This is a genomic window from Porticoccus sp., assembly GCA_023261185.1.
GTDB lineage: Bacteria > Pseudomonadota > Gammaproteobacteria > Pseudomonadales > Porticoccaceae > Porticoccus > Porticoccus litoralis.
In genome coordinates this window covers 1-24,260 of sequence record JALRJN010000094.1, presented here as the reverse complement: position 1 = coordinate 24,260, position 24,260 = coordinate 1, and the positions used below count along the sequence as shown (strand labels likewise).

The following is a 24,260-nucleotide window of genomic DNA, read 5'->3' as shown; positions in this document are numbered from 1 at the left end:
TTTCAAACTCAGTTCTGTTTCTTGTTAAACATCGTCAGCGAGGCCGCTGAGACAAGGCAAAAATGGCCGAAAAAGCGGAGGTTATAGGGTATAACCGAGCATTTTGAGGCCATTTTTAACGCCGTATCAGCAACGCAGGTAGATGTTTAACCGCGACGGTTTAGCCACGATAGTATCGCTGGGGCACAAACGGCATTTTGGTGACCGTCACCGCGCGCGCCTTACCACGCACCAGGGCATTCAGTGTGGTGCCGACAGCAGCATACGCAGATTCCACGTAACCCATGGCCAGTGGCGCACCCAGAGTCGGCCCAAAACCGCCGCTGGTCACTATGCCCACCTGCTTGCCATTTTCATCCACCAATTCGGCACCTTCGCGAACCGGTGCACGGCCATCAATCTGCAGGCCGACGCGTTTGCGGGCAGCCCCTTCCGCGATTTCACGGAAGATGACATCGCTGCCGGGAAAGCCCCCAGCTTTTTCGCCATCCGCACGGCGTGATTTACTAATACTCCACAACAAGGAAGCCTGAATGGGGGTGGTGGTGACATCCAAATCATGGCCATAGAGACACAGCCCCGCTTCGAGGCGCAGCGAATCCCTGGCACCCAGGCCGATAGGGGCCACCTGTTCGAAGGACAGTAGCTTGCGAGCCAGGGCATCAGCCGCTTCAGCGGGCACGGAAATTTCAAAACCGTCTTCTCCGGTGTAACCGGAACGGGTAATAAAACAGTCTGCCCCGTCGATAGTGACATGGCAGCCATTCATGAAAATCAGTTCACAGGCTGCCGGTGCCACCTGAGCCATAACGTCTGCTGCAGCCGGTCCTTGCAGTGCCAACAGGCCACGTCCATCCAGGTAATCGACCTCGAAACCAGCCAGATGCTTCCGTAGGTGCGCTAGATCCTGCTCCTTGCAGGCGGCATTGACCACCAGAAAAAAGGTATCTTCGGACCAACGTGCAATCATCAGGTCATCGAGAATGCCGCCTTCATCATTGGTGAACAGGGCATAGGTCTGTCGGTTAATGGGCAAGCTCTGCAATTCCACCGGCACCATCGCCTCCAGAGCAGTAGCCACCCCCACACCACGAACCACCACCTGCCCCATGTGGGAAACATCAAACAGCCCGGCTTTGTCACGGGCATGTAAATGCTCGGTCATGATGCCATCGGGGTACTGCACCGGCATATCGTACCCGGCAAAGGGCACCATACGGGCGCCAAGTTCCCGGTGTAAGGCATTGAGGGGCGTGGATTTCAGGTCGGTATTCTGTTCTGTGGTCATAGCGGGAACCCGGCAACATAGGGAAAGAAAAAAGCCATGTTAGCGGTCGGACTAGAATTGGTAAAATTAATAGTTAAAATCATTCCATTACATTTGTTAATAGCATCTACACCATGAAAAACCTACCCACAGACCTGTTGCGCGCTTTTGTTACCGTGGTGGAACTGGGCGGATTTACACCGGCCGCCGACTGGCTCGGCAGGTCCCAACCCGCCGTCAGCCTGCAAATCAAACGCCTGGAACAGTTGGTGGGCCAGACCCTGCTGATCCGCAGTGGACAGCAGCTGGAGTTGAGCCGGGCCGGTCAACAACTGTTCCGCTATGCGCGCCAGATTCTGGCACTAAATGACGAAGCCGTTGCCCAGTTCAGTAAAACCGCCGTCAGCGGCAAGATTCATTTCGGAATACCCAGTGAGTTCGCCACCACTCTGCTGCCGAAAATTGTTGGGCGTTTTGCACAGGCATACCCCAATGTCACGCTGGAAGTGACTTGCGCTCTCAGCAAACAGCTTCTCTCCGAAACAGAAAGGCGGCGTTACGACCTGATACTGGCACTGCACGATGACCCAGCCATGGCGGGTCACAACCTAGTCAAGGAAGACGAATTGGTGTGGGTTACCGGTGCCGATCACGATGCACACCTGCAATCTCCACTACCTCTGATCGCTGCCCCCGAAGGCTGTATTTACCGCAAGCGGGGCATCCAGCGATTACAAGAAAGCCTGCGTGACTGGCGAATTGTCTACACCATTCCCGACCTCACCGGCATTCAGGCGGCCATCGAGGAGGGCCTGGGCGTTACTGTACTGGCCCGCAGCACTGTGCCGGAAAACCTGCGCGTATTGAAACCCACGGAGAAACTGCCCAGACTCGGCAGGGTCGGCATCAGTCTTATTGAACAGAGCCCGGAACCGGGTGAAGCCATCGCCCGACTGATGGACTTTGTGAAGGCATCCCTGTAATGGAAAACAACTCCGTGAAAGATAATATCGTTCTTATCGGTATGCCTGGCACCGGCAAAAGCACAGTTGGCATTCTGCTGGCCAAGGCTCTGGGCAAGGACTTTGTGGATTCCGATATCCTGATCCAGGTGCGCGAAGGAAAGACCCTGCAACAGATTATGGATGAGAACGATTACTTGCACCTTAGGGACATTGAAGAATCGGTGCTCACCGGTATCAACGGCCACCACCTGGTCATTGCCACCGGCGGCAGTGCCGTCTACAGTGAAGCTGCCATGAATCACCTCCGTCACCACGGCATCATCATTTACCTGGATACGCCTTTGCCTGAACTGCGCCAACGTATCACCGACTACGACACCCGTGGTATTGCCCGCCGCCCCAACCAGAGTTTTGAGGAACTGTACGCCGAGCGCACCGCCCTATATCGCCGCTATGCGGACATTACCCTGAACGGCGCACAACACACAGCGGGAGAAATGGTGGCCGCTATCGTCGAGGCGCTGGCGGCCGCTCAGTAAAAGACCCTAAAGCAACTCCAGGTTGTTCCCGAAAACTCGCACCGGGGTACCCGGTTGCAGGTACTGGGCATCGTTGACGCTGACAGTCTGGGTGCCCCCGGCATCCAGTTCTACCAGAACATCGTAATAGACCTGCTGCTTGCTACGCTTTTCAATTTCATTACCTGCATAAGCACCACCCACGGCGCCAACCACCGTGGCAACTTTCTTGCCACTACCGCCACCCACCTGATTGCCCAACAGGCCTCCCACCACAGCCCCAGCCACGGCACCCACACCGCTACCGGAACCGTCGAGGCTCATCGGTGTAATGGAGACCACCTTACCGCAATTTTCGCAGACAGGTTTTGGCGGCTCAGGGGCAGGCTCTACCACCGGAGAGACGTCTTCCAGTACAGTGCTCTCCTCTGCTTCAGTCGTTTCGCTGGCCAGTTCGCCACGGCTGTCACAACCGCTGACGAAAAGTGCTGCCAACACCAAAACCAACATGAACAAGCTGTATTTCTGGGCGATTGATTGGCCACTCATGAGTAGACTCCTTTTTCAGTTTATTGTTTACCAGGCGAATTGTCGTGCCCGGCCATTTTTTCCAATTCTCTAAGGGTCAGGCGGTACTGGGCCAAGTGTGGCCCACCCAGTTTCACTGCCATGGCCGCGTGCTGCCTGGCACTGACGATCTGTTCCTGCTCCCCCAGCACCCAGGCCAGGTTGTTGTGTGCCGGTGCATAGTCGGGGAATAACTCGATAACCCGACGGTAGGCAGCAGCGGCTTCAGCCAACTGCTGCCGCTGGGCATAGTGGTTTCCCACGCCCATCAACAGGTATTTGCTGTCCGGCCAGCGTTGCAGTCCCGCGGACATAGCCTTGAAGACTTCATCTTCAGGGGCGTGTTCGGCATAGGTCGAGAGAGCTACAAAGTAAGCCTTCTCTTCACCGGTCACCGGTAACGCTCCCGGCTTCAGAAGGGTAATCCCCCAGAACTGGCTACGCCGCCAGGTATTCTCGAATGCCTTGAAAGACGTTATTCGCCGTTCAATTTCTCCCGAACGTAGAATGAATTCACCCCGCTCCAGATCAAACCCTACTACGACCGCGTAGTGCCACTGGGGAAACCAGTCAATACCGAGATTTTGCAGGACCAAAACCGGATTTCCCTCCGATACCTCGGCAATCACCGCACTCAATTGTGGCGCGATCTGATATGGGATGCGGTTGTACTGTCTAGCCGTCGCCAGCATTTCCACCTGGAAACTGCCCTTTCTCTCAGGCACATACACCAGGGGCACCAGATCACTAGGCTCAACTTCAAGGCCACTATTGGCCAACACCGTCGCCAGGGCTGCTGGTCCACACTGGTATTTCTCCTGTGGAAAAAAGGGAACATCCCTGAGCTCCATACTACTGCTCTCGACCGGCTGTGAACCGGACAGCAGGGCGTCCGTTTGCGGCGTGGCAACACAACCACTCAGCAACAGCACTAGAAGAAAAAAAGGCACGTGGCGAAGCCACGTGCAAAGCCCAGATGGGGGGTAGGTAAACATTAGATTTTCGGGAAGATATCGGTGACGCCGGCCACATCCAGCAGGATGAGGATCAACAGCACCAGGGCAATGGTGCCCAGAGCTCCGGCACCAGCCGGCAGGTCGTTGATCTGCTCGTGCAGTTGTGCCACTTCGGCATCACTCAGGTTGGCCACCCGCTGTTGCGCATCTGCCACATCGACCCCGAGGGACGAAAGCTTCTGCACCACATCATCGCGAGCGAACAGGGTTTGCAGTTCATCCCGCTGCACCTCAACACTGGCTTCATTGGCCACCTGTTGGGTACCGATCAGGGCAGCCTGAGCGCTGGCCTGAACACCCGCAGTCGTCAGTAACAACACCAGGGTACAACAGATATAACGTTTCATTTTTACAGTTAACATCACTCTCTCCTTTCGCTTTAAAAAACCAAATTGGCAGCACCTGTACTCAAGCTCAACCAGAACACTCAGGTTCTAGGACTCAGCACCACCAGCTATTTCAGGACGCACTAGCAGGTGATTTTCAACGCTCACCACGCCTTGGGTGTTCTTGGCCAGACGCCAGGCAAGATCTTTTGCCGCACCGCTGGTCACTTCACCTTCCAGCGTGACCAGTCCATTGACCGTATCGACATTGATATCCAAACCGGCGATATGCGGGCTGCGCAGTAACTTGCCTTTCACCAACGTTGTGGTGGTCAAATCCTGTAACCGTTGCTTCAGGTCCGTTTTCTCCGACCCGGCCTGTGCCGCTGGCTGTGGCTTTTCAGGAACGATCACTATGCGGTTGTCGACAGACCCGACACCTTCCACTCCCCGGGCAATCGCCTCCGCCAGATCCCGGTCGATAGCCTCATCAACCTCACCGCTGAGCACCAGTGATGTGCCCTTTACCTCTGCATCAATGGCAGAGCTCTTGAGGTGCGGATTGAGCAGGAAGATGGTTTCTATTTTTCCCTCGCGCCAACCATCCATGAAGCGCTGCTCCAGAACGGAAGCCAGCTCGGAGGCGCTACTGTTGGCACTGCACACGGCCAACCCAACGGCCAGAGCCATGTAGACGAGTTGCTCTCTGGACTGTTTGCGGCGCCTGGCGATGACGGACAACATTTTCATACGAACACTCCTGATCACATTTGCCAGTGGGTAGTTGAGGATTAACGCCACTGGGCCACTGTTTCCTAAATACAAGTCAACTTCCGTGCCAAAAAGCCAGAAGCCAATAAATTCAAGGAGTTAGGAATGACGTAAAAAAATGAGTGCGATATGAGGGGACAAAACTGTCGGGATGTGCAGACAGTTTTTCTGGTAAAAACAGAAAATACTTGTAGATCAAACCGTTAGACTGTCTCAAAAAAGAGACACTGGAGGCATCGCACCCGGTGACAGTGAGCTATTCGGCCGCGTCACCCGTCTGACGAAACAGTTCCGGGTTCAGCCCGTACTTGGAGAACAGCTTGTAAAGCTCAGTACGGTTACGCCCCGCCAGATCGGCCGCCTTGGTGACATTGCCCTCAGTCATTTGCAGCAGCTTGATCAGATAATCCCGCTCAAACTGCTCCCGGGCCACCGACAGGGTCTGCAGGGGCTCCACATCGGTGCGCAGGGCTTTTTTCACCAGGGACGCGGGAATAATTGGACCCGAGGCGAGCACACAGGTCTGCGCCACCACATTCTGCAACTGGCGAATATTACCCGGCCAGGACGCACCCACCAGCAGCGTCAGGGCTTCAGGGGAAAACTTCTTGCGTTCCTGCTCCCTGGCGGGAGTCATTTCCTGCAAAAAATAATTCGCCAACAGAGGGATATCCTCTCGCCGATCGCGCAGGGGCGGTAATTCCAGCATCACCACATTGAGGCGATAGTAGAGATCCTCCCGAAAACTGCCGGACTGAATTTGCTCCTCGAGCACCTGGTGAGTGGCAGAGATGACCCGCACATCAATGGCCACCGAAACGTCGGCCCCCACCGGACGCACCTCGCCCTCCTGCAGGGTACGCAACAGCTTGCTCTGAAACGGCAATGGCATATCACCAATTTCATCAAGGAAAATAGTGCCGCCCTGGGCCTCTTGGAACAGCCCCTTGCGCTGACTGGTGGCGCCGCTAAACGCTCCTTTGACGTGTCCAAATAACTCCGACTCGAATAGCTGCTCCGGAATGGCGCTGCAATTCACCGCCACAAATGGCCCTTTACTGCGGGCACTATCCCGGTGGATAGAACGTGCCAACAATTCCTTGCCGGTGCCGCTTTCACTCTGGATCAGCACACTGACATCGGATTGCGCGACACGTTTGGCCTGGTTCATGAGCTCCTGCATTGCCCCGCCCTGGCAAATCATTGAACCCGACGCCCCGTCCCGGCTGGACGAATCCGTCTCCGGCTCAACGGTTGGCGACAGCGACAACGCCTTGCCAACGGTGGCGAGCAACTCCGAGCTGTCAAAGGGCTTCGTCAAATAGGAGAAGACCCCGCGTTGGGTCGCCTCTACCGCCTCGGGAATACTGCCGTGGGCAGTAAGGATGATGACTGGCAGGGAGGGCAGCTGGTGATTAATGGCGGTGAACAGCGCCATGCCATCCATGCCTTCCATGCGTAAATCCGTGACCACCATTTGAGGTCGAAAACCCGGCAATGCCGCAAGGGCCTCCTCACCACTGGCGACGGTCTCCACCTCGTAACCAGCACTGATCAGCCGCAGCCGCAACAGCTTGCGCAAGTCGCCGTCGTCATCGACTACCAGAATTCTGGGCTTGTTTTCGCCATTTGCCACGCTGACTCAATCCCCCTGACGTTCCATCAGGCCTTTCTCTATCGATTTCAGTTGTTCCAGCTGTTGCCGCAGGGTTACGGCCTGCTGTTCCTGCTGATCCAGCCGTCGTTCCCAGCTGCGGTTCAACGCGTGGCGCTGACGCAAGGTTAACTGCTGCAAACGCACAAAACTGCGCAAGTCCCGGTCGGTCTCCGGGGTATTGGCCAACACCTGCTCGAACAATGATTGCGCCCCGGTATCGTTCTGAAACCCTGAATCGGGCACACTCAGCAGCATTGCCAGGGTAAGCTTGTCAGCGGGGCTGCGGGTCTTTTCGACCCGCTGTTTCGCCAACCGGTAACCAGAAATCAGCACATCGCTGCGCTGCAGCCCCAACCATTCGGCGTAATTCACCAAAGTAATGAGCTTATGGTCCCGAGGCAGGTAATCTGGTGTAACTGCTGTTGTCGCAGAGCCAGCTCCGCTCTCGGTCCAGGGCATCCCCTGGCAACCTGCCAGAACGACCGGCAGCAACAACCACAACACACGTCCTCTCAACGATCTGATCATTTTTGCCACTACCTTACCCTTGAAGCCACTTATTGCGGTTGAGGGATCAAAACACACAGCCGGGCCCCCTGGCTAGACGGGGCGACCAGAATCTCACCACCCTGTGATTGAACGTAAGCGCGGCACACGGACAACCCAATCCCAGAGCCCTTCACCGCACTCCTGGCCGGAATCGACCCCTGATAAAACGCCTCAAATACTTTCTCTCGTTCATTCTCCGGAATCCCCGGTCCGCTGTCCTGTACCTCAATTTCCAGTTGCTGACCACGCAGTCCCATGGCAACGCTTACCCGACCGCCTTGGGGTGAGTACTTCACCGCGTTGGACAGCAGGTTGTCGATCACCGTCCGCAGTTTTTCCCGATCCGCCGTCACCATCAACGGGGCGGCCTCAACCGTCAGCTGCAACGATTTGTTCTGCAGTGCCAACTGCTGGTCCCGGAGCACTTCCTCCAGCAGCTCATCCATGGGGAATACACTGTTGTTAGGGGCGACGTTATGGGATTGCGCAACGCTGAAACGCAGCAGATTCTCGATCTGTTGCTGCAGGCGAATCACATTGTGCTTCAACAGCTCGGCCACCTCCTGCTGATCCTCACCGAGCTCCCCCAGGGTGCCTTCGCTCAACAGTTGCGAGCCCTCGCGCAAACTGGTCAAGGGTGTTTTCAACTCGTGTGACATGTGCTGCAGAAAGCGATTTTTTTGCCCTTCCAACTCATTGATGCGCTGCCGCATCCAGTCGAGACTGAGACCGAGTTCCTGCAAGTCGTGGGGACCGACCACCTGTACCGGACTATCCAGCTCGCCGCGACCCAGTCTACGGATCGCAGCATCCAATTGTCGGATGGGTTTCAAGACCCGCGCCGCAAACATGTACACCACAAACAGTAAAATGGGCAACAATCCCGCCAGTTGCCAGGACATCAGGCTTTTGGCGCGCTGCGCCGATTGTTGTAACTGCGCCACTGCGCGCGACTTCAATTCCGCGGCCTCATCGCGGATGGTCTTGACCCTGACGTTAATGGCATCGAATCCGGCCAGCAATTCCGCCGACTCTTCGGTACCCAGGAGCACCGTTTGTAGTCCCTCGTAGATCTGCTCTTCTGCCACCTGAATCTGCTGTTGCAAGGTGACGACATTGGCTTCCATCGGTACACCCACTAACTGCCTCAACGCCTCATTGAACGTTGCCCGGTGCTCGAGGTAGACATTGAATAGCTCTTTATCCAGCAACACATTGTACTGTCGGGCACTGCGCTCCATGGCGATCAGGGAGTCGGACATAGTCTGGCTGGCATTGGCCAGAATGGTTGCCTGGTGGATTGCCTCCTGCCCCTGTTGGTTGAGTCGATTGACGTACAGGGTCGAGGTCAGCAGGGCAACCACCAGCGGCAACACCGCCAGCAGCAGGGCGATAAAGGCCAGTCCCGGCAAGGAATTGATGCGGGGCAGATTGGAAAATTTCAAAGAGTCCCCCTTTCCAGATCATCCACAGTGAGCATGTTATCCCATGCCCGACCAACTGAGGTCTACCCCGGAGGGGCTGGTTACCACTTTTCGGTAGCGGAAAAAAAGCCGGGTATTCCCCGGCTAATCTCCCCATTCATGCGGATATTTTTTTGACTGGAGTTAATTCATCCGCACTTCGAGTCCCCACAATTCAGGCAGGTCATGCAGCCATCCATAAGGATCACTGCCTTGGTCATACATTTCTGGCAGAGCTGAGCACTTTCGGGAAACGGGTTACTGGGTTTCGCGACAGGAGCTGCCGGAGCGCTGGCCGCTTCATATTCGGCGCGCTTTTCAGCCAGAATCGCTTTCTGGTGATCACCCAGTTCCGGGGTCTGGATCATGCCGATCTTGGTCAAGTGATCTTCAATGGCCTCGCCAATTTCCGCCACCAGTGAGGGCATGAATTTGCCACCGCGCTTGAAGTAACCGCCCTGGGGATCGAACACTGCTTTCAGCTCTTCCGCCAGGAAGGTGCAATCACCACCCTTGCGGAACACCGCAGAGATAACCCGGGTCAGGGCAACCACCCACTGGAACTGGTCCATGTTTTTCGAGTTGATGAAAATCTCGAAGGGGCGGCGCTGCTCGTGGTCGGTGCCCTGGTTAAGCACGATATCGTTGATGGTGATATAGAGCGCGTGATCGGACAGCGGCGTCTTCACCTTGTAGGTGGAGCCGTGGAGTTCTTCCGGGCGGCCGAGATTTTCGTGCATCTGCTCAATGGAGCGATCCAGATCAGATGCAGCGGGTTTTTCTTCCGGGAGGGCCTCGTCATTGGACGGCGTGACCACCTTGTAGCCGATGATTTTTTTGTCGAGTTTTACAGTCATGTCAGTTGTTCCGCTCAGAATTTGCCGTAGTAGCCTTCTTTCAAGGCATCAAAGAGATTGGCGGCCGTATGGATCTCGCCGTCGTATTCCACTTCCTCATTACCCTTCAGCTCGACGGTGGAGCCGTCTTCCAGGGTAAAGCGGTAGGTGGTGTTTTCCAGGTCTTTATCTTTCACCAGCACGCCCTGGAAGGCCTCGGGATTAAAGCGGAAAGTCGTACATCCCTTGAGTCCATTCTCGTAGGCATACAGATAGATATCCTTGAAGTCCTCAAAATCGCAGTCAGTGGGGACATTGATAGTTTTCGAGATGGATGAATCCACCCAGCGCTGGGATGCAGCCTGAACATCCACATGCTGCTTCGGTTTGATATCTTCACTGGAGACAAAATAGTCGGGCAGTTTTTCCGCCGGGTCGTCACTGAAGGGCATGGCGCGGGGATTGACCAGCTCCCGGTAGGCCAGCAGCTCATAGGAGAATACGTCCACCTTCTCCTTCGACTTCTTGCCCTCACGGATCACATTGCGGGCGTAGTGATGTGCAAAGCTGGGCTCAATACCATTGCTGGCATTGTTGGCCAGCGACAGGGAAATGGTGCCGGTAGGCGCAATGGAGGAATGGTGGGTAAAACGGCAGCCGACCGCGGCAATCTCGTCCACCAGCTCCGGTGCCACTTCTGCGACCTTCTGCATGTAACGGCTGTAGCGGGCCTGCAGAACCTTACCCTTCAGCTTGTCACCTACCACAATGCCATCGTTGGCCATTTCCGGGCGCAGGCGCATCATGGCTTCGGTGACTTCGAACTCTTCGTCCATGATCGGAGCCGGTCCTTTTTCCTTGGCCAGTTCCAGTCCTGTGTGCCAACCGGCCAGTGCCATCTCGCGGGAGACACGCTCGGTCAGCTCCAGGGATTCCTTACTGCCATAGGGCACTTTGAGCATAGTCATGGTGGAACCGAGACCAAGGAAACCCATGCCGTGGCGGCGCTTGCGAGTGATCTCGTTACGCTGACCTTCCAGCGGCAGGCCGTTGATCTCAACCACGTTATCCAGCATGCGGGTAAATACCGACACCACCTCGCGGTAGTTATCCCAGTCGAAGCGCGCGCGGTCAGTGAATGGATCAAGAACAAATTTGGTGAGATTAATAGAGCCCAACAGACAACTACCGTAGGGTGGCAGGGGCTGCTCACCACAGGGGTTGGTGGCACGGATATTTTCGCAGTACCAGTTATTGTTCTGCTGATTCACCTTGTCGATCAGAATAAAGCCCGGCTCGGCGTAGTCGTAGGTGGAACTCATAATGACGTTCCACAGCTGACGCGCCTTCACTGTGCGGTAGATACGGCACGCCACCAGACCCTCATCGTTGGCAATGTAACCTTCCGTTGACGGGAACTCGCGCCAGACAATGGTTTCATCGGCGGGATCAACCGTTCCCTGCTCTACCTCTTTCGGCGAGATCGGGAAACAGAGTGACCACTCATCATCCGCCTTGACCGCTTCCATGAACTCCTCGGTCACCAGCAGTGACAGGTTGAACTGACGCAGGCGACCGTCCTCGCGCTTGGCGCGGATAAAGTCCACCACGTCCGGGTGACTGACATCAAAGGTCGCCATCTGCGCACCGCGGCGACCGCCAGCGGATGACACCGTAAAACACATCTTGTCGAAGATATCCATAAAGGACAGAGGGCCGGAGGTATAGGCACCGGCACCAGACACATAGGCGCCTTTCGGGCGCAGTGTTGAAAATTCATAGCCGATACCGCAACCGGCTTTCAGAGTCAGTCCCGCCTCGAGATTCTTTTCCAGGATATCCAGCATCGAATCCTGAATGGTGCCGGACACCGTGCAGTTGATTGTGGAGGTGGCGGGCTTGTGCTCCAGAGCACCAGCGTTGGAAATAATCCGGCCTGCAGGAATGGCCCCGTTGCGCAGTGCCCAGAGAAAACGCTCGTACCAGTGTTCCTGTTTTGCCGGTTCTTCCACCTCGGACAGCGCACGGGCAACCCGGCTATAGGTCGCATCGATGGTTTCATCAACCGGATTACCGCTTTTATCCTTGAGGCGATATTTTTTATCCCAGATGTCATCTGAGGCTGGCTGGAGTTTGATTTCGATGGGGGAAGGCTCGTCTGCGGTTTTTAGGGCTTCTATCGACATGGCGGTGCTTGTTTCCTTGTGCAGTATGTGGCTTGAGCAATCTTTGAAGGTCCTGCAGAGGAAAGCGTTGCTGCAACTTCCCCCCCAATTTACCCGGTTTCGGCACTCTTGAGTCGCCTTATGATGAACGGGTAAATAGTTGCTGAACTGGATGGAGTATACAATATCTAGTGCTGTTGGCCAGAGCAACCACTATAGGTAGTAGTTTCTAAAAATCGATCTGATATTCCAACCCATTGCTAGCAGCCACTCAGCCGCCAGCCCGCCGCAGGCAACGCTCTTTGACAAACAACGAAAAATCGTCACGGGAAAATCCTGACCCGGTTACCAGATGAAGTGACCATAAAGGCCTTGCTCGGTCAAAAAAATTGGAAAAAAGTCTCTAGTACCCCCCTTCCTTGGCAAATGGAATCTCATCACGGATAATGCCTCCCTCATTAGAAATTCATCTCCAGTAGAAGGTATCCAAATGAATATCACTGAAAACGCCGTCGTGCTCTTTCATTACACACTCACCGACGAGGAAGGCGTTCAGCTGGATTCGTCTACCGATGATGCGCCTCTGGCCTACATTCATGGCCACAAAAATATTATTCCTGGCCTTGAACAGGCGATGGAAGGCAAAACTGAAGGCGACTCCATGAAAGTCACCGTTCCAGCTGCGGACGCCTATGGTGAGTACCAGGATCACCTGGTACAGGAAGTGCCACGCGAAGCATTCCAGGGTATCGAAGAAGTGAACCCGGGCATGCGTTTTGAAGCACAAACCCCCTCCGGCCCCGTATCCGTAGTGGTAACTGCCGCCTCTGACGAAACAGTCACCGTTGATGGCAACCACCCGTTGGCGGGCAAAGACCTGACCTTTGACGTGAAGATTGAAACTGTCCGTGAAGCTAGCGAAGAAGAACTGGCCCATGGCCATGTTCACGGTGCCGGCGGACACCAGCACTAAGTCTGCTCACCCCCATAAAAAAGGCCAGCTTTCCAGCTGGCCTTTTTTATTGCCCTGTTTTGTTAGCAACAACTAAAACTACGAAATCAACTCCGCTACCAGATCGTACTCTTCCGCCTCAACCACCCGGGCTTTCACCAAGTCACCGGGCTGTAGACCAAATTCGCCATCCAGGAATACATTGCCGTCGATCTCCGGCGCATCGGCACTGGAGCGGCCAATGGCGCCTTCGTCATCGACTTCGTCAATCAATACCTCAATGGTGCTGCCGACCTTGCGCTGTAAACGCTCTGCACTGATGGCCTGCTGGGTTTCCATAAAGCGCTCCCAGCGATCCTGCTTCACCTCTTCCGGCACAGCACCGGGAAGCTCGTTGGCCGGAGCACCGTCCACCGCCTCGTATTTGAAACAACCAACGCGGTCGAGCTGAGCTTCCTGCAACCAGTCCAGCAGGTACTGAAAATGCTCCTCGGTCTCACCCGGGAAGCCAACAATAAAGGTACTGCGCAATGTCAGGTCGGGGCAGATTTCCCGCCAACGGCGAATCCGCTCCAGTACCTTTTCCTCATTGGCCGGACGCTTCATTGCCTTCAGCACCTCTGGGTGAGCGTGCTGAAAGGGAATGTCCAGATAGGGAAGAATCTTGCCCTCCGCCATCAGTGGCAACACATTGTCCACATGGGGATAGGGATAGACATAATGCAGACGCACCCATACCCCCAGCTCACCCAAGGCTTCACAAAGTTGCTGCATATGGGTCTTCACTGGCTTGCCCTGCCAGAAGCCGGTGCGGAATTTCACATCCACACCATAGGCGCTGGTGTCCTGAGAGATCACAAGCAACTCTTTGGTACCCGCATTCACCAGGCGCTCTGCTTCATCCATCACATTGCCGATCGGTCGGCTCACCAGATCGCCGCGAATGGAAGGGATAATGCAGAAGCTGCAACGGTGGTTGCAGCCCTCGGAAATTTTCAGGTAGGAATAGTGGCGAGGTGTCAGCTTGACGCCCTGCTGCGGCACCAGGTCCACATAGGGGTTGTGCTCGGCACTGGGTGGCACGTATTCGTGCACAGCGCCAACCACCGCCTCGTATTGATGGGGGCCGGAAACCGCCAATACGTCCGGGTGAACATCGCGAATGGCTTTTTCGTCACCACCCATGCAGCCGGTCACAATCACCCGACCGTTTTCCGCCATGGCTTCGCCGATGGCATCCAGGGATTCCTGTTTGGCACTATCGAGAAAACCGCAAGTGTTAACCACCACCACATCGGCATTCTCATAACTTGGAGACACTTCGTAACCTTCCAACCGCAGTTGGGTGAGAATACGTTCAGAGTCCACTAGCGCCTTGGGGCAGCCGAGAGAGATAAATCCAACTTTGCCTGACATACCTGACCTGTTGACTGGCACCGCACTTCAACGCGCAGCATCCGAATTAATGGAAGCCGCGGATTCTACAGCAAACCCTCTCTGACTGCCCGCAGAATGGCTTTACTGGGCGGTCCAACCACCATCCACGGGCAGGCTTGCACCGGTAATGGTGGCAGCGGCATCTGAGCACAGGAACACCGCCAGGTCACCCAGCGCAGAGGGCTGGGTCGCCTTGGGCACCGGCTGTTTGGCAATAATGGTGCGCCGCTTGCCCTCTTCAAAACTGACGCCATCCCGATCCGCAGTTGCTTGAAATTGGGCCGCCACCAGTTCGGTATCCACCCAACCCGGGCAGATGGCATTGGCGGTGACACCTTTTTCTGCGTTCTCCAGCGCCACCACCTTGGTGAGGCCGACAATGCCGTGCTTGGCCGCAACGTAGGCTGCCTTCTGCAGGGACGCCACCAGGCCGTGTACGGAGGCAATGTTAATAATGCGGCCCCAGCCGCGCTCCTGCATACCGGGCACCAGCAGGCGTGTGGTGTGAAATGCGGAACTGAGGTTGATGGCGATGATGGCATCCCACTTCGCCACGGGAAAATCTTCAACAGAGGCGGTGAACTGAATGCCAGCGTTGTTGATGAGAATGTCCACCTGACCAAACTTTTCCAGCGAGGCATTAACCAGCGCTTCGTTACCCTCGGCAGTGGAAATATCAGCATTGCTGAACAGACACTCGACACCAAAGCGGGACTCAAACTCCTTCGCCAGGGCAGCGCCTTCTGCAGGGTCCATCAGACCGTGTAACACAATATTGGCACCGGCATCTGCCAGACGCTCAGCCATGGCATAGCCAATGCCACTGCTGGAACCAGTCACCAATGCAGTTTTACCTTTCAACATAAATCACCTCACGAAATGGATGGTGTCAGCCCGGGGTAGATGGTGGGCGAACAATTGGATTGACGATTGCAAAATCTATGGGAGCAAACAGTTTAAGCCATTCAGCCGGCAATACAAAAAAGCCTTTGCTGCCGACGACAGGCATAAAAAAAGGCCCCCAAACAGGGAGCCTTTTTTGACAGCGCCAGAGAATCAGAACTGCATTTCCGGCACGTTGTCGGGAACAACCAGCTCACCGCCAGTCTTTTCCACGATCTCTTCAACAGATACGCCAGGCGCACGCTCCACCAGGTGGAACTTGCCATCATAGATCTGAATGAAAGCCAGGTCGGTCAGTACATTCTTGATACAGCCCGCACCGGTCAATGGCAGGGTACACTCCGGCAGCAGCTTGGAGTTACCGTATTTGTCGGCGTGGGTCATCAACACGATGATGTTATCGGCACCGGCTACCAGGTCCATTGCGCCGCCCATACCTTTTACCAGCTTACCGGGAATCATCCAGGAAGCGATGTTGCCGTTCACGTCCACTTCGAACGCGCCAAGCACGGTCAGGTCCACATGACCACCGCGGATCATGGCGAAGGACTCAGCCGATGAGAAAATGGAAGCACCAGTGGCCGTGGTTACAGTCTGCTTACCGGCATTGATCAGATCGGGATCAACCTGATCTTCTGTTGGGAACGGTCCCATACCCAGCAGGCCGTTTTCGGACTGCAGCATAACTTCCATACCTTCCGGCACATGGTTCGCCACCAGCGTGGGGATACCAATACCGAGGTTTACGTAGTAACCATCCTGTAGCTCGCGGGCAACACGGATAGCCATTTGATCACGAGAAAGTGCCATGATTGTCTCTCCTCTTAACCTTCGCGAACTGTGCGGATTTCAATACGTTTTTCAAACGTACCCTGAATCAGACGATCTACGTAAATACCGGGGGTATGTACATACATCGGGTCCAGTTCGCCAGGTTCAACAATCTCTTCCACTTCCATCACGCAGATCTTGCCAGCGGTGGCGGCCATGGGGTTGAAGTTCATGGCTGTGTTGCGGTAGATCGCGTTACCGTAACGGTCTGCTTTCCACGCTTTAACAATGGAAAAATCGCCCTGAATAGACTCTTCCAAAATGTATTTTCGGCCGTCAAACTCGCGCACATCCTTGCCTTCACCAATATCGGTACCGTAACCGGTGGCCGTATAGAACGCAGGAATACCAGCGCCCGCAGCGCGCATTTTTTCTGCCAGAGTGCCCTGGGGCGTCAGTTCCACTTCCAGCTGGCCAGAGAGCAGTTGCTCTTCAAACAATTTGTTCTCACCCACATAGGAAGAGACCATTTTCTTGATCTGACGATCTTCCAGCAGAATGCCCAGACCAAATCCATCAATACCACAGTTGTTGGAAACAATAGTGAGGTCCTTGGTGCCCATTTTCTTGATCTGCTTGATCAGATTTTCGGGAATACCACAAATACCAAAACCGCCAGCAATCACGGTCATGCCATCTTCGAGACCTGCCATCGCTTCTTCGTAGGTGCTCACCACCTTATCGAAACCCGCCATGAACTTTTTCTCCTCAATCGTTTTTTATGATTTACCCCGCAGACAATACATCTGGCCTGCAAAACCGTTAAAGCATCCTATAGCGCAATATATTTATCAAGCGTAAAATTTTAATCAAATGATTAACCCCCCTTATAAATAGAAGTGGACACATGGATATCACCATTAAACAACTCAAGGCATTTGTGACCGTTGCTCAAACGCGCAATTTTGCGGAAGCCGGGGAGCGCCTGCACCTGTCCCAGCCCGCACTAAGTATTGCCCTGAAAAACATGGAAGAAGTGGTCGGTGGCAAGCTGCTGGCACGCACGACCCGCACCCTGTCACTCACTCCGGAAGGCGAAGCTTTCCTGCCAGTGGCACAGCGCTTGCTGGCCGACTGGGATAACGCCCTCACCGACCTGCATAACCTGTTTGCCATGCGTCGTGGCAAACTAAGTATCGCTACCATGGCATCCTTCTCCATCAGCAAGTTGCCCAAGGCATTGCACCACTACCGGGATCAGTTTCCGGATATCAACATCACCGTGCAGGATGTGGTGGCTGAGGAAGTGATTGACATGGTGCGCAAAGGTCGCGTAGAGGTCGGGGTGACCTTCGACCTGGAAGAGTCTGAAGACCTGCATTTCGAACCACTATTTGAAGACAGTTTTTTTGTGGTCACGCCCCACGACCACCCGCTGCTGAAACAAAAAACGATCCGCTGGGCAGAGCTTCAGAACTACCCCTTTGTTACCCTGCAACGACCCTCAGCCATGCGCCAGATGATCGACGACACCACTGACAGTTGCGGCATACACCTGACCGTCGAGTTTGAAGCCCACCAACTGGCATCTATTGGCTCTATGGTCGCCAATGGACTCGGTATCAGCGTAGTTCCCTCATTGGCTATTCAGCAAATGCAGCTGCTGGGTGCAGAAAGCCGGCCACTGACTGACCCGGTAGTCAAGCGTCAGGTGGGCATTCTGACACGTCGCCGCTACCCATTATCCTCTGCGGCCAATGCGCTTGTGGAAACCCTCAAGTCCCAGATCACCGCACCCTGACGACCTGTGGAAAATCTGGTAGGGTGTCCGCCCCAACGATCAACAACTGAATAAATAGCATGAGTGATTCCAAAAAATTTGACGCCAGCATGAATCCAGACGAGCTGTACCTGGAAGAAATTTTCACCGACCAGAAGATCGGTAGCATCCGTCGCCTGACCCCGGTCACCGCCGACGGCGAGCGCGATCCCAACCGCGAAATTGCCTACATGGGTTCCACCCAGGTGATGAGCCCCATGGGTGCGCTGCCCATCAACTTCCTGATCGAGGCCACCAGCATTGGTGAAGCGGCAGAAAAATTTGGTGCCGAAGCCGAAGCCGCAGTTGAACGCACAGCCAGAGAGCTGGAAGAACTGCGCCGTGAACAGGCCTCAAAAATTGTTGTACCCGGCCAGGATGGCGGCATGGGTGGTATGGGCGGCATGGGTGGTATGGGCGGCCCCGGCGGACTGGGTGGTTCCGGCATTATCACCTGATAACCTCGACCCCTTTCACCACTTGAGTAGGCGCTGTCCACCAGCGCCTCAAGAGCCCACAAATATTACCTAGAGTGCTGCGTGCATGGCCCTGAAAGCCACTGTGTTCAAAGCGGAGTTAGCCGTATCCAATATGGATCGCGGTTATTACCACACGCACGCCCTCACCATTGCTCGTCACCCTTCCGAAACCGATGAGCGCATGATGGTACGCCTGCTGGCTTTTGCACTGAATGCCAACCCACAGCTGCAATTTTGTCGGGGACTGTCCAACGATGAAGAGCCGGATCTCTGGCAGAAAAACCTGCAGGGCGATATCGAGCTGTGGATTGAGGTGGGGCAGCCGGATGAGCGACGTATCCGCAAAGCCTGCAACAGGGCCGACACCGTACTCATATACCCCTATGGCGCACATACTGCAGAGCAGTGGTGGCAAAATATCGCCCCCAAGCTGAGCCGCTTCGATAATCTCGAGGTGTACTATTTTTCCCCACAGGACACCGCGTCATTAACCTCCCTGGCAGAACGCAGCATGTCTCTGCAGGCCACCATTCAAGACGGCATGATGTGGTTTGGTAATGACATCACCACGCTGAGCATCCATCCCGAGCGCTGGCGACCCTACTGAGCGGCACATTTCTACGATTGTTAATTACTGATCGGCTTAACCAGCACCCACACGGCTTGACTACCACATACCACACAAGCCTGTCGCCAATCCCCCACTTCAACATCTAGCTCAACAATCGATTTAAAGCTTTTTAACACCCAGGAAACGTAGCAATCATATTTTTTCGTATATAGATACGTAACAGTTACGATATTTTCGTATTTTCTATAAAATATATCCACCCTATACTGGCAGTCAAACTAGGAGAAGGAGTGATGCCAAGTATGGAAAAACTATCTAATGAAGAAACAAAGCGTCTGCTGGACCACGCGTGCAGTGCGGCACAAATGACAGCCACAAAAGTAGCTGACATTCTCGATGTTCCAGCCCCCAGAATCTCTGAGGGACGAAATATGGCGTGGCGTTTGAACCAAACCCAAGCCGACAAATTAACAGAGAAGTTCGGTCGGCCAAGGGGAAAAGCCGGTATATTTATCCGCGCTGAACGAAGAGAAAGTATCCAGCACTTTCTAGATAACGAGAAACCACTTTCTGAATATAGGCACTTCAAGCGAGCAAAAGCATTCTTTGACTCTCAGGAGTTTCAAAACAAATTAGCTGATGCGCTACAACTTAGCGACGAGAGCCCTTCGCTACTGCAGAGCATTGAAAAGAAACGTCAGAGCAAGACCGCCGAAAACCGCAAGAGCAGGTTAGATATACTTTTTTCTATCATGCAAACACCTGAATTTGCTCGCTGGCTGTCATCGGCAGGCGTTTACTTGAATCGCCTATGTGACACCTATGATGACCTGAACGAAATTTATCGAATGATGGGAGCCTCGACATATTATGCGATCGATGACCTACCCAATATCGACCCCCAAGGCAGCAATGAAAACTTATCCTCAGAAAATAGCCTGGACGAGATTTTAAGATCTCACAGCCTAAATATTCAGCAGCTGGGCGCTATGCGTCTGTTTCTGGTTGGAGCGCTCGAACAAAGTTTACGGGGGCCTACGTCAAGCAATCAAACTGCTGAGAGCTTAACGGAAATGCATGAGTACGTTATTACCGGGCAAAAAATCTGGTCTTATACCGGAGCTTTTTCTGAACCAAAAAGGGGTGAAATCGGCATAGACAACGAACACTTGCCAGAAATAAAGAACGGTCCTGATTGGACTCCGCTACTCACTGGAGATTATTCATCTTTATTGAGCACACACCTGGCACCCGAACAGAAAGCAACACCATTATCTGTTGATTTTTGGACAACATACGAAGCCACCCTTTTCATGAATGACAATTGTGACTATGCCTTCTGGCTTTCATTAGCCTCAGATAGGCAATTAAAAGGTGAGATTATTCATTTTCCAACGCGCAATATCGTTGTTCCATTTATATCAGGGTCAGAACTTTTTAAAGAACTCGAAAAAATTCGGGCCTGGCTGACACTACCTGAGCTTCCTTTGATCACAATCAAGACCGATATAGCAAAGCATGGCGGCTATTTACCCGGCACTATCGTTATTTAGAAACCATTCAACACCTTTAAGGACGAAACATGTTGAAAATAAAATTTATTGGCGCAACAAAATGGATTACAGGATCCTGTTCATGGCTATGGCACACAGATTCAAACACCCAGTTTCTGGTGGATTGTGGCATGCACCAGGGCACACACGAGGAGCAGTGGAATAACTATCAACCTTTCGAGTTTGATGCCACCCGAATTCAGTACGTGTTACTCACACATGCACATATCGACCACTGCGGTCTACTACCTAAACTGATCCAAAATGGCTTTAAAGGCTGGGTCTACTGCACCCAAGCGACGCGGGAAATAGCTGAACTGATGCTGCGAGATTCAGCCAAAGTAAGCGACCTCTTTAAGGAATCTGACGTCGACAAAATCAAATGGCATGCCATCGATAGCGGCAACTTTAACTGGAACAAGCGGTTCCGCCTAGCCGATGGGCTTTGGATCGAATTCAGCAGAGGAAGTCACGTTCTTGGAGCCTGTGGAATCACTATCGCATGGCGAACCAGCAGCGAATCCGACCCAACAAAAAGCATTCATTTCAGTGGAGATATCGGCAATCAACTTGATGAAAATTGTTTTCTCCCCTTACTAAAAGATGATCACAACCCAAATCCGAAAGCCAATTATATCTTGGTCGAATCTACCTACGGAGCAGATGAGCGCGACTCATTATACAAAAATGCTCAAAACAGAATTAATACTCTGGGCGATATTATCTGCAACACCGTATACAAAAAAGGCGGGAATGTTGTGATACCAGCCTTTTCTTTCCATCGTACACAGGAAATTATTGCTGACCTTTTAGCTTGGCAATGGCATTTTTGGCCAAAGAGCGAGCATTCAGGCTTGATGGGATACTTGCAACCCAAGAAAGATGGATCTGGAGATGAGGTGTATAGCAGCCCGTTAAGAGTACTATGCGAAAGCCCTCTGGCAGCTAAAATAAATCAGGTATACGCATCACAGCTCCAAAAAAGACTCGCTAATGGCAAATACCAATATCTAAACCCAGAGCTAACGGGCAGACTGAATTGTTCAGAGGAAGAAAGCAGTCAAATATTCAGGGAATTAACTGAAAACCAACACACCATTTTTAAAAAAGGTCATTTAGTCAGGTGTTTATCTCCAGAACCTATTACAAAAGAGAAATTTCAAAAGCAATTAGATAGGTACCCTGTGGTCATTGCAAGTTCCGGCATGTGTGACCACGGGCCAGTAAAAAAGCATATCGACAAACATTGGCGCGATCCGAAAAACACTATTGTGCTCACGGGTTTTCAAGCGCAAGGAACAAGGGGTCGAGCACTTTTGGATTATGCTGAATCTCCCACCCAAAATGGAAAGCTAGCAGAAGTAATCAATCTTTCCGGGTTTTATTCTGGCCATGCAGATCAAGCAAAACTTCTTGATTACCTTTTCTCACTGGGATCACACGCAGAAAACTCTAATTCAGCATGCGTCTTTATCAATCATGGTGAATCAACAAGCAAGAATGCTCTTAGAGATGCCATATTAAACCGTTCTAACCAAAAACGACCCGGCGACAGAACAATTAATTCTGTGCAAATAGCAAAATCTGAGTGGTTTGATCTGAACTCTGGCTCCTACATTCAAGAAAATAGGCGAGCTAGTAGTGACCTGATAGAGCACTTGATTGCTATTGAGGAAAAACTAAGCCTGCTAATTGAGCGCAAACATTTATAAGGCTTATTGGTTGCAGGCAGTCGACTTAAGCTTTTATCGTCTACCGTAGTAAGTTGTGGCTAACTGGCACCAAAGCGTGATTAAAGCTCTGACCAACATCAGTCTGAAAGTTTTGAACAGGCCTTATTATGACTTTGTCACACCCAGAATCTAGAGTACTGCTGCACCCTAGATTCTGGGTGTGACACTGTATGTATTTATGTCATCAGTTACTGACCGGCTGCACCAAGACCCAGGGCTTCACTACCACCGACCACACCAGGGCATCGGTTTCCAACCAGGTGACCGCCTGTTCATCACTGACTTGTCCTACCTGTCCGGCGGTCATCCAAGCCTGAACCTTCTCTTTGTTGTCCTGGCAGATTTCCCAGGCCACATCGATCAGGTCCAGTTCCGGCGCCACGTAAATGGTGGAGCCATTGGCAAAAAACTTTTGCAACTCTTGCCAGCCAATTTTTGCTGTTTCCTGTAGTAATTCTTCTTTCAACATTGCTCTCTTTCCAAAATAGTTCTCTCACTCAAACGCTTTGCCCGGCGGCTACCCCGGAGGCCCAGGCCCATTGAAAATTAAAGCCCCCCAGATGGCCAGTGATGTCCAGCACCTCGCCAATAAAATACAGGCCAGGTTGCAACTGGCTCTCCATGGTTTTGGAGGATACCTCCCGAGTATCGACACCGCCCAGGGTGACTTCCGCGGTGCGATAGCCCTCGGTGCCGGAGGGTTTTAACTGCCAGCCATTTAGCTGTTTCGCTACCGCCAGCAACTGTTTGTCCGGCCATTCCGCAAGGGGCGTTTCCGCGCGTTCTGACCACCACAGTGCCTGTAATTCCTGAACCAGTTTGCGCGGCAACTCCCTAACCAGCAAGGTGCGCAATAATGTCCTCGGCTGTTGCGACTTCATGGCCATTAGCCACGTTGCCACATCTGTGTCAGGAAGCAGGTCAATGTGCACTTCCTGCCCTTCACGCCAGTAACTGGAGACTTGCAAAACTGCCGGACCACTGAGCCCACGGTGGGTAAAAAGAAGATGTTCCCGGAAAGATTTACCGCCGGCGGTCACCCGAACTGACACCGACAAGCCAGAGAGCTTCTCTGTCAGCAATTTAAAACCGTCGCTAAAGGTAAAGGGTACCAAGGCTGGTCGCAACGGCACCAGACTATGGCCAAACTGCTGCGCCAGCCTGTAACCGAAGTCGGAGCCGCCCAGTGTCGGCACCGACAAACCACCGCTGGCCACCACCAGTGCGTTGGCATGAAACTCCCCAAGACTGGTCTGCAACCGGAAGCCCTGATTGGCCTCCTCGCAAGTCACTTCGCGGATCTCGCATCGGGTCTTCAGCTGTACACTCGCTGCGTCCGACTCCGCCAATAACATATCGAGAATATCCTGGGAGCGGTGATCGCAGAACAACTGGCCAAGGGTCTTCTCGTGGTAGGCGATACCGTGCTTATTAACCAGTTCAATAAAGTCCCATTGGGTATAGCGGCTCAGCGCCGACTTACAAAAGTGTTTGTTGTCTGACAAAAAATTCTCGTGAGAGGCATACATATTGGTGAAATTACAGCGCCCACCGCCTGACATCAAAATTTTACCGCCAATACGTTTAGCGTGATCAAGTACTGCCACGCTGCGCCCACGTTTACCCGCTTGCGCCGCGCAAAATAAACCCGCTGCCCCCGCGCCAATCACAATAACATCTAGTTGTTTTTTCAGAATCTGCTCTCTTAAATCAGCAATTGGTATCGACTTTGCAGCCCCCAGAAGAACCCCCAATTCTAGCAGCTTCTAAGTGTTTTTGGCATTGAGTTTAACGTTCAAACTCAATGTGAGCAGCCGTGACAGGTATTGCCCTTGGCCCATAACTGCCGAGGTTTGCCCAGGTATGATTATGGTGTGCTGAAATACTTGCGGCCGTTAAAACTGGCGTATCGATGGTAGTGTGCCCATCTTCGACCACCGTC

Annotated in this window: 24 protein-coding genes; 8 read left to right on the top strand and 16 right to left on the bottom strand. The window is 53.3% G+C overall.

The genetic code is table 11. The features are described 5' to 3' along the window. Window positions 1–160 precede the first annotated feature (160 nt). Window positions 161–1,288, bottom strand: a complete 1,128-nt coding sequence (gene gcvT, locus ACYZYZ_RS09055) for a glycine cleavage system aminomethyltransferase GcvT (RefSeq protein WP_461484024.1) — start codon at window positions 1,286–1,288, stop codon at window positions 161–163. Window positions 1,289–1,401: 113 nt separating this feature from the next. On the opposite strand from gcvT, the gene ACYZYZ_RS09050 reads away from it, so the two are divergent. Both ACYZYZ_RS09050 and ACYZYZ_RS09045 read left to right on the top strand, forming a co-directional pair. After that, window positions 1,402–2,250, top strand: coding sequence for a LysR substrate-binding domain-containing protein (locus tag ACYZYZ_RS09050; protein WP_305171102.1), 849 nt, complete (start codon window positions 1,402–1,404; stop codon window positions 2,248–2,250). 14 nt (window positions 2,251–2,264) lie between these two features. Beyond that, complete coding sequence (locus tag ACYZYZ_RS09045) at window positions 2,265–2,771, top strand: shikimate kinase (RefSeq protein WP_461484023.1); 507 nt, start codon at window positions 2,265–2,267, stop codon at window positions 2,769–2,771. Between the two features lie 6 nt (window positions 2,772–2,777). Here ACYZYZ_RS09045 and ACYZYZ_RS09040 read toward each other — a convergent pair whose 3' ends face one another. The 9 genes from ACYZYZ_RS09040 to ACYZYZ_RS09000 form a co-directional block, all read right to left on the bottom strand. After that, a complete protein-coding gene (locus ACYZYZ_RS09040; protein WP_461484022.1) occupies window positions 2,778–3,299 on the bottom strand; it encodes an outer membrane lipoprotein in 522 nt (173 codons plus the stop codon). A 20-nt stretch (window positions 3,300–3,319) separates the two neighbouring features. Beyond that, window positions 3,320–4,267 carry a PA2778 family cysteine peptidase gene (locus tag ACYZYZ_RS09035; protein WP_461484021.1) on the bottom strand — a complete coding sequence of 316 codons (948 nt, stop codon included), beginning with the start codon at window positions 4,265–4,267 and terminating at the stop codon, window positions 3,320–3,322. A 44-nt stretch (window positions 4,268–4,311) separates the two neighbouring features. Further along, window positions 4,312–4,695, bottom strand: coding sequence for a PA2779 family protein (locus ACYZYZ_RS09030; protein ID WP_461484020.1), 384 nt, complete (start codon window positions 4,693–4,695; stop codon window positions 4,312–4,314). 72 nt (window positions 4,696–4,767) lie between these two features. Further along, window positions 4,768–5,409, bottom strand: a complete 642-nt coding sequence (locus tag ACYZYZ_RS09025; protein ID WP_461484019.1) for a BON domain-containing protein — start codon at window positions 5,407–5,409, stop codon at window positions 4,768–4,770. A gap of 277 nt (window positions 5,410–5,686) precedes the next feature. Next, window positions 5,687–7,066: a sigma-54-dependent transcriptional regulator gene (locus ACYZYZ_RS09020; protein ID WP_461484018.1), complete on the bottom strand. Its 1,380-nt coding sequence runs from the start codon at window positions 7,064–7,066 to the stop codon at window positions 5,687–5,689. A 6-nt stretch (window positions 7,067–7,072) separates the two neighbouring features. Further along, window positions 7,073–7,615 (bottom strand): hypothetical protein, encoded by a 543-nt coding sequence (locus ACYZYZ_RS09015; RefSeq protein ID WP_461484017.1) that lies wholly within the window; start codon window positions 7,613–7,615, stop codon window positions 7,073–7,075. Between the two features lie 29 nt (window positions 7,616–7,644). Further along, complete coding sequence (locus ACYZYZ_RS09010; RefSeq protein ID WP_461484016.1) at window positions 7,645–9,081, bottom strand: HAMP domain-containing sensor histidine kinase; 1,437 nt, start codon at window positions 9,079–9,081, stop codon at window positions 7,645–7,647. Window positions 9,082–9,248: 167 nt separating this feature from the next. Then, a complete protein-coding gene (locus ACYZYZ_RS09005; RefSeq protein WP_305171100.1) occupies window positions 9,249–9,956 on the bottom strand; it encodes a TSCPD domain-containing protein in 708 nt (235 codons plus the stop codon). A gap of 14 nt (window positions 9,957–9,970) precedes the next feature. Next, window positions 9,971–12,121: an adenosylcobalamin-dependent ribonucleoside-diphosphate reductase gene (locus tag ACYZYZ_RS09000; protein WP_305171099.1), complete on the bottom strand. Its 2,151-nt coding sequence runs from the start codon at window positions 12,119–12,121 to the stop codon at window positions 9,971–9,973. A gap of 469 nt (window positions 12,122–12,590) precedes the next feature. Between ACYZYZ_RS09000 and slyD the strand changes: the two genes are divergently transcribed. Beyond that, on the top strand, window positions 12,591–13,073 hold the full coding sequence (gene slyD, locus ACYZYZ_RS08995; protein ID WP_305171098.1) for a peptidylprolyl isomerase: 483 nt from the start codon (window positions 12,591–12,593) through the stop codon (window positions 13,071–13,073). A gap of 78 nt (window positions 13,074–13,151) precedes the next feature. Here the strand turns inward: slyD and rimO are convergent, their stop codons facing one another. From rimO to ACYZYZ_RS08975, 4 genes are all read right to left on the bottom strand, one after another. Further along, window positions 13,152–14,468, bottom strand: coding sequence for a 30S ribosomal protein S12 methylthiotransferase RimO (rimO, locus tag ACYZYZ_RS08990; RefSeq protein ID WP_461484015.1), 1,317 nt, complete (start codon window positions 14,466–14,468; stop codon window positions 13,152–13,154). Window positions 14,469–14,570: 102 nt separating this feature from the next. Further along, window positions 14,571–15,353, bottom strand: a complete 783-nt coding sequence (locus tag ACYZYZ_RS08985) for a 3-hydroxybutyrate dehydrogenase (RefSeq protein WP_461484014.1) — start codon at window positions 15,351–15,353, stop codon at window positions 14,571–14,573. A gap of 192 nt (window positions 15,354–15,545) precedes the next feature. Continuing rightward, a complete protein-coding gene (locus ACYZYZ_RS08980; RefSeq protein WP_305171095.1) occupies window positions 15,546–16,202 on the bottom strand; it encodes a CoA transferase subunit B in 657 nt (218 codons plus the stop codon). Between the two features lie 14 nt (window positions 16,203–16,216). After that, on the bottom strand, window positions 16,217–16,918 hold the full coding sequence (locus tag ACYZYZ_RS08975) for a CoA transferase subunit A (protein WP_305171094.1): 702 nt from the start codon (window positions 16,916–16,918) through the stop codon (window positions 16,217–16,219). Window positions 16,919–17,070: 152 nt separating this feature from the next. On the opposite strand from ACYZYZ_RS08975, the gene ACYZYZ_RS08970 reads away from it, so the two are divergent. The 5 genes from ACYZYZ_RS08970 to ACYZYZ_RS08950 all read left to right on the top strand — a co-directional run bounded on the left by ACYZYZ_RS08970 (window position 17,071) and on the right by ACYZYZ_RS08950 (window position 22,297). After that, window positions 17,071–17,964, top strand: a complete 894-nt coding sequence (locus tag ACYZYZ_RS08970) for a LysR family transcriptional regulator (protein ID WP_461484013.1) — start codon at window positions 17,071–17,073, stop codon at window positions 17,962–17,964. Window positions 17,965–18,023: 59 nt separating this feature from the next. Continuing rightward, a complete protein-coding gene (locus tag ACYZYZ_RS08965; RefSeq protein ID WP_461484012.1) occupies window positions 18,024–18,440 on the top strand; it encodes a hypothetical protein in 417 nt (138 codons plus the stop codon). A gap of 85 nt (window positions 18,441–18,525) precedes the next feature. Beyond that, the gene (locus tag ACYZYZ_RS08960) at window positions 18,526–19,068 is read left to right on the top strand and encodes a YaeQ family protein (RefSeq protein ID WP_461484011.1); all 543 of its coding nucleotides are present in this window, start codon (window positions 18,526–18,528) and stop codon (window positions 19,066–19,068) included. A 266-nt stretch (window positions 19,069–19,334) separates the two neighbouring features. Continuing rightward, window positions 19,335–20,585, top strand: a complete 1,251-nt coding sequence (locus tag ACYZYZ_RS08955) for a hypothetical protein (RefSeq protein WP_461484010.1) — start codon at window positions 19,335–19,337, stop codon at window positions 20,583–20,585. Between the two features lie 29 nt (window positions 20,586–20,614). Next, a complete protein-coding gene (locus ACYZYZ_RS08950; protein WP_461484009.1) occupies window positions 20,615–22,297 on the top strand; it encodes an MBL fold metallo-hydrolase in 1,683 nt (560 codons plus the stop codon). Window positions 22,298–22,502: 205 nt separating this feature from the next. On the opposite strand, the gene ACYZYZ_RS08945 is transcribed toward ACYZYZ_RS08950, so the two are convergent. Together ACYZYZ_RS08945 and ACYZYZ_RS08940 are read right to left on the bottom strand one after the other, a co-directional pair. Beyond that, a complete protein-coding gene (locus ACYZYZ_RS08945; protein WP_461484008.1) occupies window positions 22,503–22,787 on the bottom strand; it encodes a DUF2288 domain-containing protein in 285 nt (94 codons plus the stop codon). Window positions 22,788–22,815: 28 nt separating this feature from the next. After that, the gene (locus ACYZYZ_RS08940) at window positions 22,816–23,988 is read right to left on the bottom strand and encodes a BaiN/RdsA family NAD(P)/FAD-dependent oxidoreductase (RefSeq protein ID WP_461484035.1); all 1,173 of its coding nucleotides are present in this window, start codon (window positions 23,986–23,988) and stop codon (window positions 22,816–22,818) included. Window positions 23,989–24,260 lie beyond the last annotated feature (272 nt).

What these genes read in the sequence shown, in the direction of transcription:
- gcvT (WP_461484024.1), bottom strand. Translation starts at nt 1,288, where the DNA reads ATGACCACAGAACAGAATACCGACCTGAAATCCACGCCCCTCAATGCC.
- ACYZYZ_RS09050 (WP_305171102.1), top strand. Translation starts at nt 1,402, where the DNA reads ATGAAAAACCTACCCACAGACCTGTTGCGCGCTTTTGTTACCGTGGTG.
- ACYZYZ_RS09040 (WP_461484022.1), bottom strand. Translation starts at nt 3,299, where the DNA reads ATGAGTGGCCAATCAATCGCCCAGAAATACAGCTTGTTCATGTTGGTT.
- ACYZYZ_RS09030 (WP_461484020.1), bottom strand. Translation starts at nt 4,695, where the DNA reads ATGTTAACTGTAAAAATGAAACGTTATATCTGTTGTACCCTGGTGTTG.
- ACYZYZ_RS09025 (WP_461484019.1), bottom strand. Translation starts at nt 5,409, where the DNA reads ATGAAAATGTTGTCCGTCATCGCCAGGCGCCGCAAACAGTCCAGAGAG.
- ACYZYZ_RS09015 (WP_461484017.1), bottom strand. Translation starts at nt 7,615, where the DNA reads ATGATCAGATCGTTGAGAGGACGTGTGTTGTGGTTGTTGCTGCCGGTC.
- ACYZYZ_RS09005 (WP_305171100.1), bottom strand. Translation starts at nt 9,956, where the DNA reads ATGACTGTAAAACTCGACAAAAAAATCATCGGCTACAAGGTGGTCACG.
- ACYZYZ_RS09000 (WP_305171099.1), bottom strand. Translation starts at nt 12,121, where the DNA reads ATGTCGATAGAAGCCCTAAAAACCGCAGACGAGCCTTCCCCCATCGAA.
- slyD (WP_305171098.1), top strand. Translation starts at nt 12,591, where the DNA reads ATGAATATCACTGAAAACGCCGTCGTGCTCTTTCATTACACACTCACC.
- rimO (WP_461484015.1), bottom strand. Translation starts at nt 14,468, where the DNA reads ATGTCAGGCAAAGTTGGATTTATCTCTCTCGGCTGCCCCAAGGCGCTA.
- ACYZYZ_RS08985 (WP_461484014.1), bottom strand. Translation starts at nt 15,353, where the DNA reads ATGTTGAAAGGTAAAACTGCATTGGTGACTGGTTCCAGCAGTGGCATT.
- ACYZYZ_RS08980 (WP_305171095.1), bottom strand. Translation starts at nt 16,202, where the DNA reads ATGGCACTTTCTCGTGATCAAATGGCTATCCGTGTTGCCCGCGAGCTA.
- ACYZYZ_RS08975 (WP_305171094.1), bottom strand. Translation starts at nt 16,918, where the DNA reads ATGGCGGGTTTCGATAAGGTGGTGAGCACCTACGAAGAAGCGATGGCA.
- ACYZYZ_RS08970 (WP_461484013.1), top strand. Translation starts at nt 17,071, where the DNA reads ATGGATATCACCATTAAACAACTCAAGGCATTTGTGACCGTTGCTCAA.
- ACYZYZ_RS08965 (WP_461484012.1), top strand. Translation starts at nt 18,024, where the DNA reads ATGAGTGATTCCAAAAAATTTGACGCCAGCATGAATCCAGACGAGCTG.
- ACYZYZ_RS08960 (WP_461484011.1), top strand. Translation starts at nt 18,526, where the DNA reads ATGGCCCTGAAAGCCACTGTGTTCAAAGCGGAGTTAGCCGTATCCAAT.
- ACYZYZ_RS08955 (WP_461484010.1), top strand. Translation starts at nt 19,335, where the DNA reads ATGGAAAAACTATCTAATGAAGAAACAAAGCGTCTGCTGGACCACGCG.
- ACYZYZ_RS08950 (WP_461484009.1), top strand. Translation starts at nt 20,615, where the DNA reads ATGTTGAAAATAAAATTTATTGGCGCAACAAAATGGATTACAGGATCC.
- ACYZYZ_RS08945 (WP_461484008.1), bottom strand. Translation starts at nt 22,787, where the DNA reads ATGTTGAAAGAAGAATTACTACAGGAAACAGCAAAAATTGGCTGGCAA.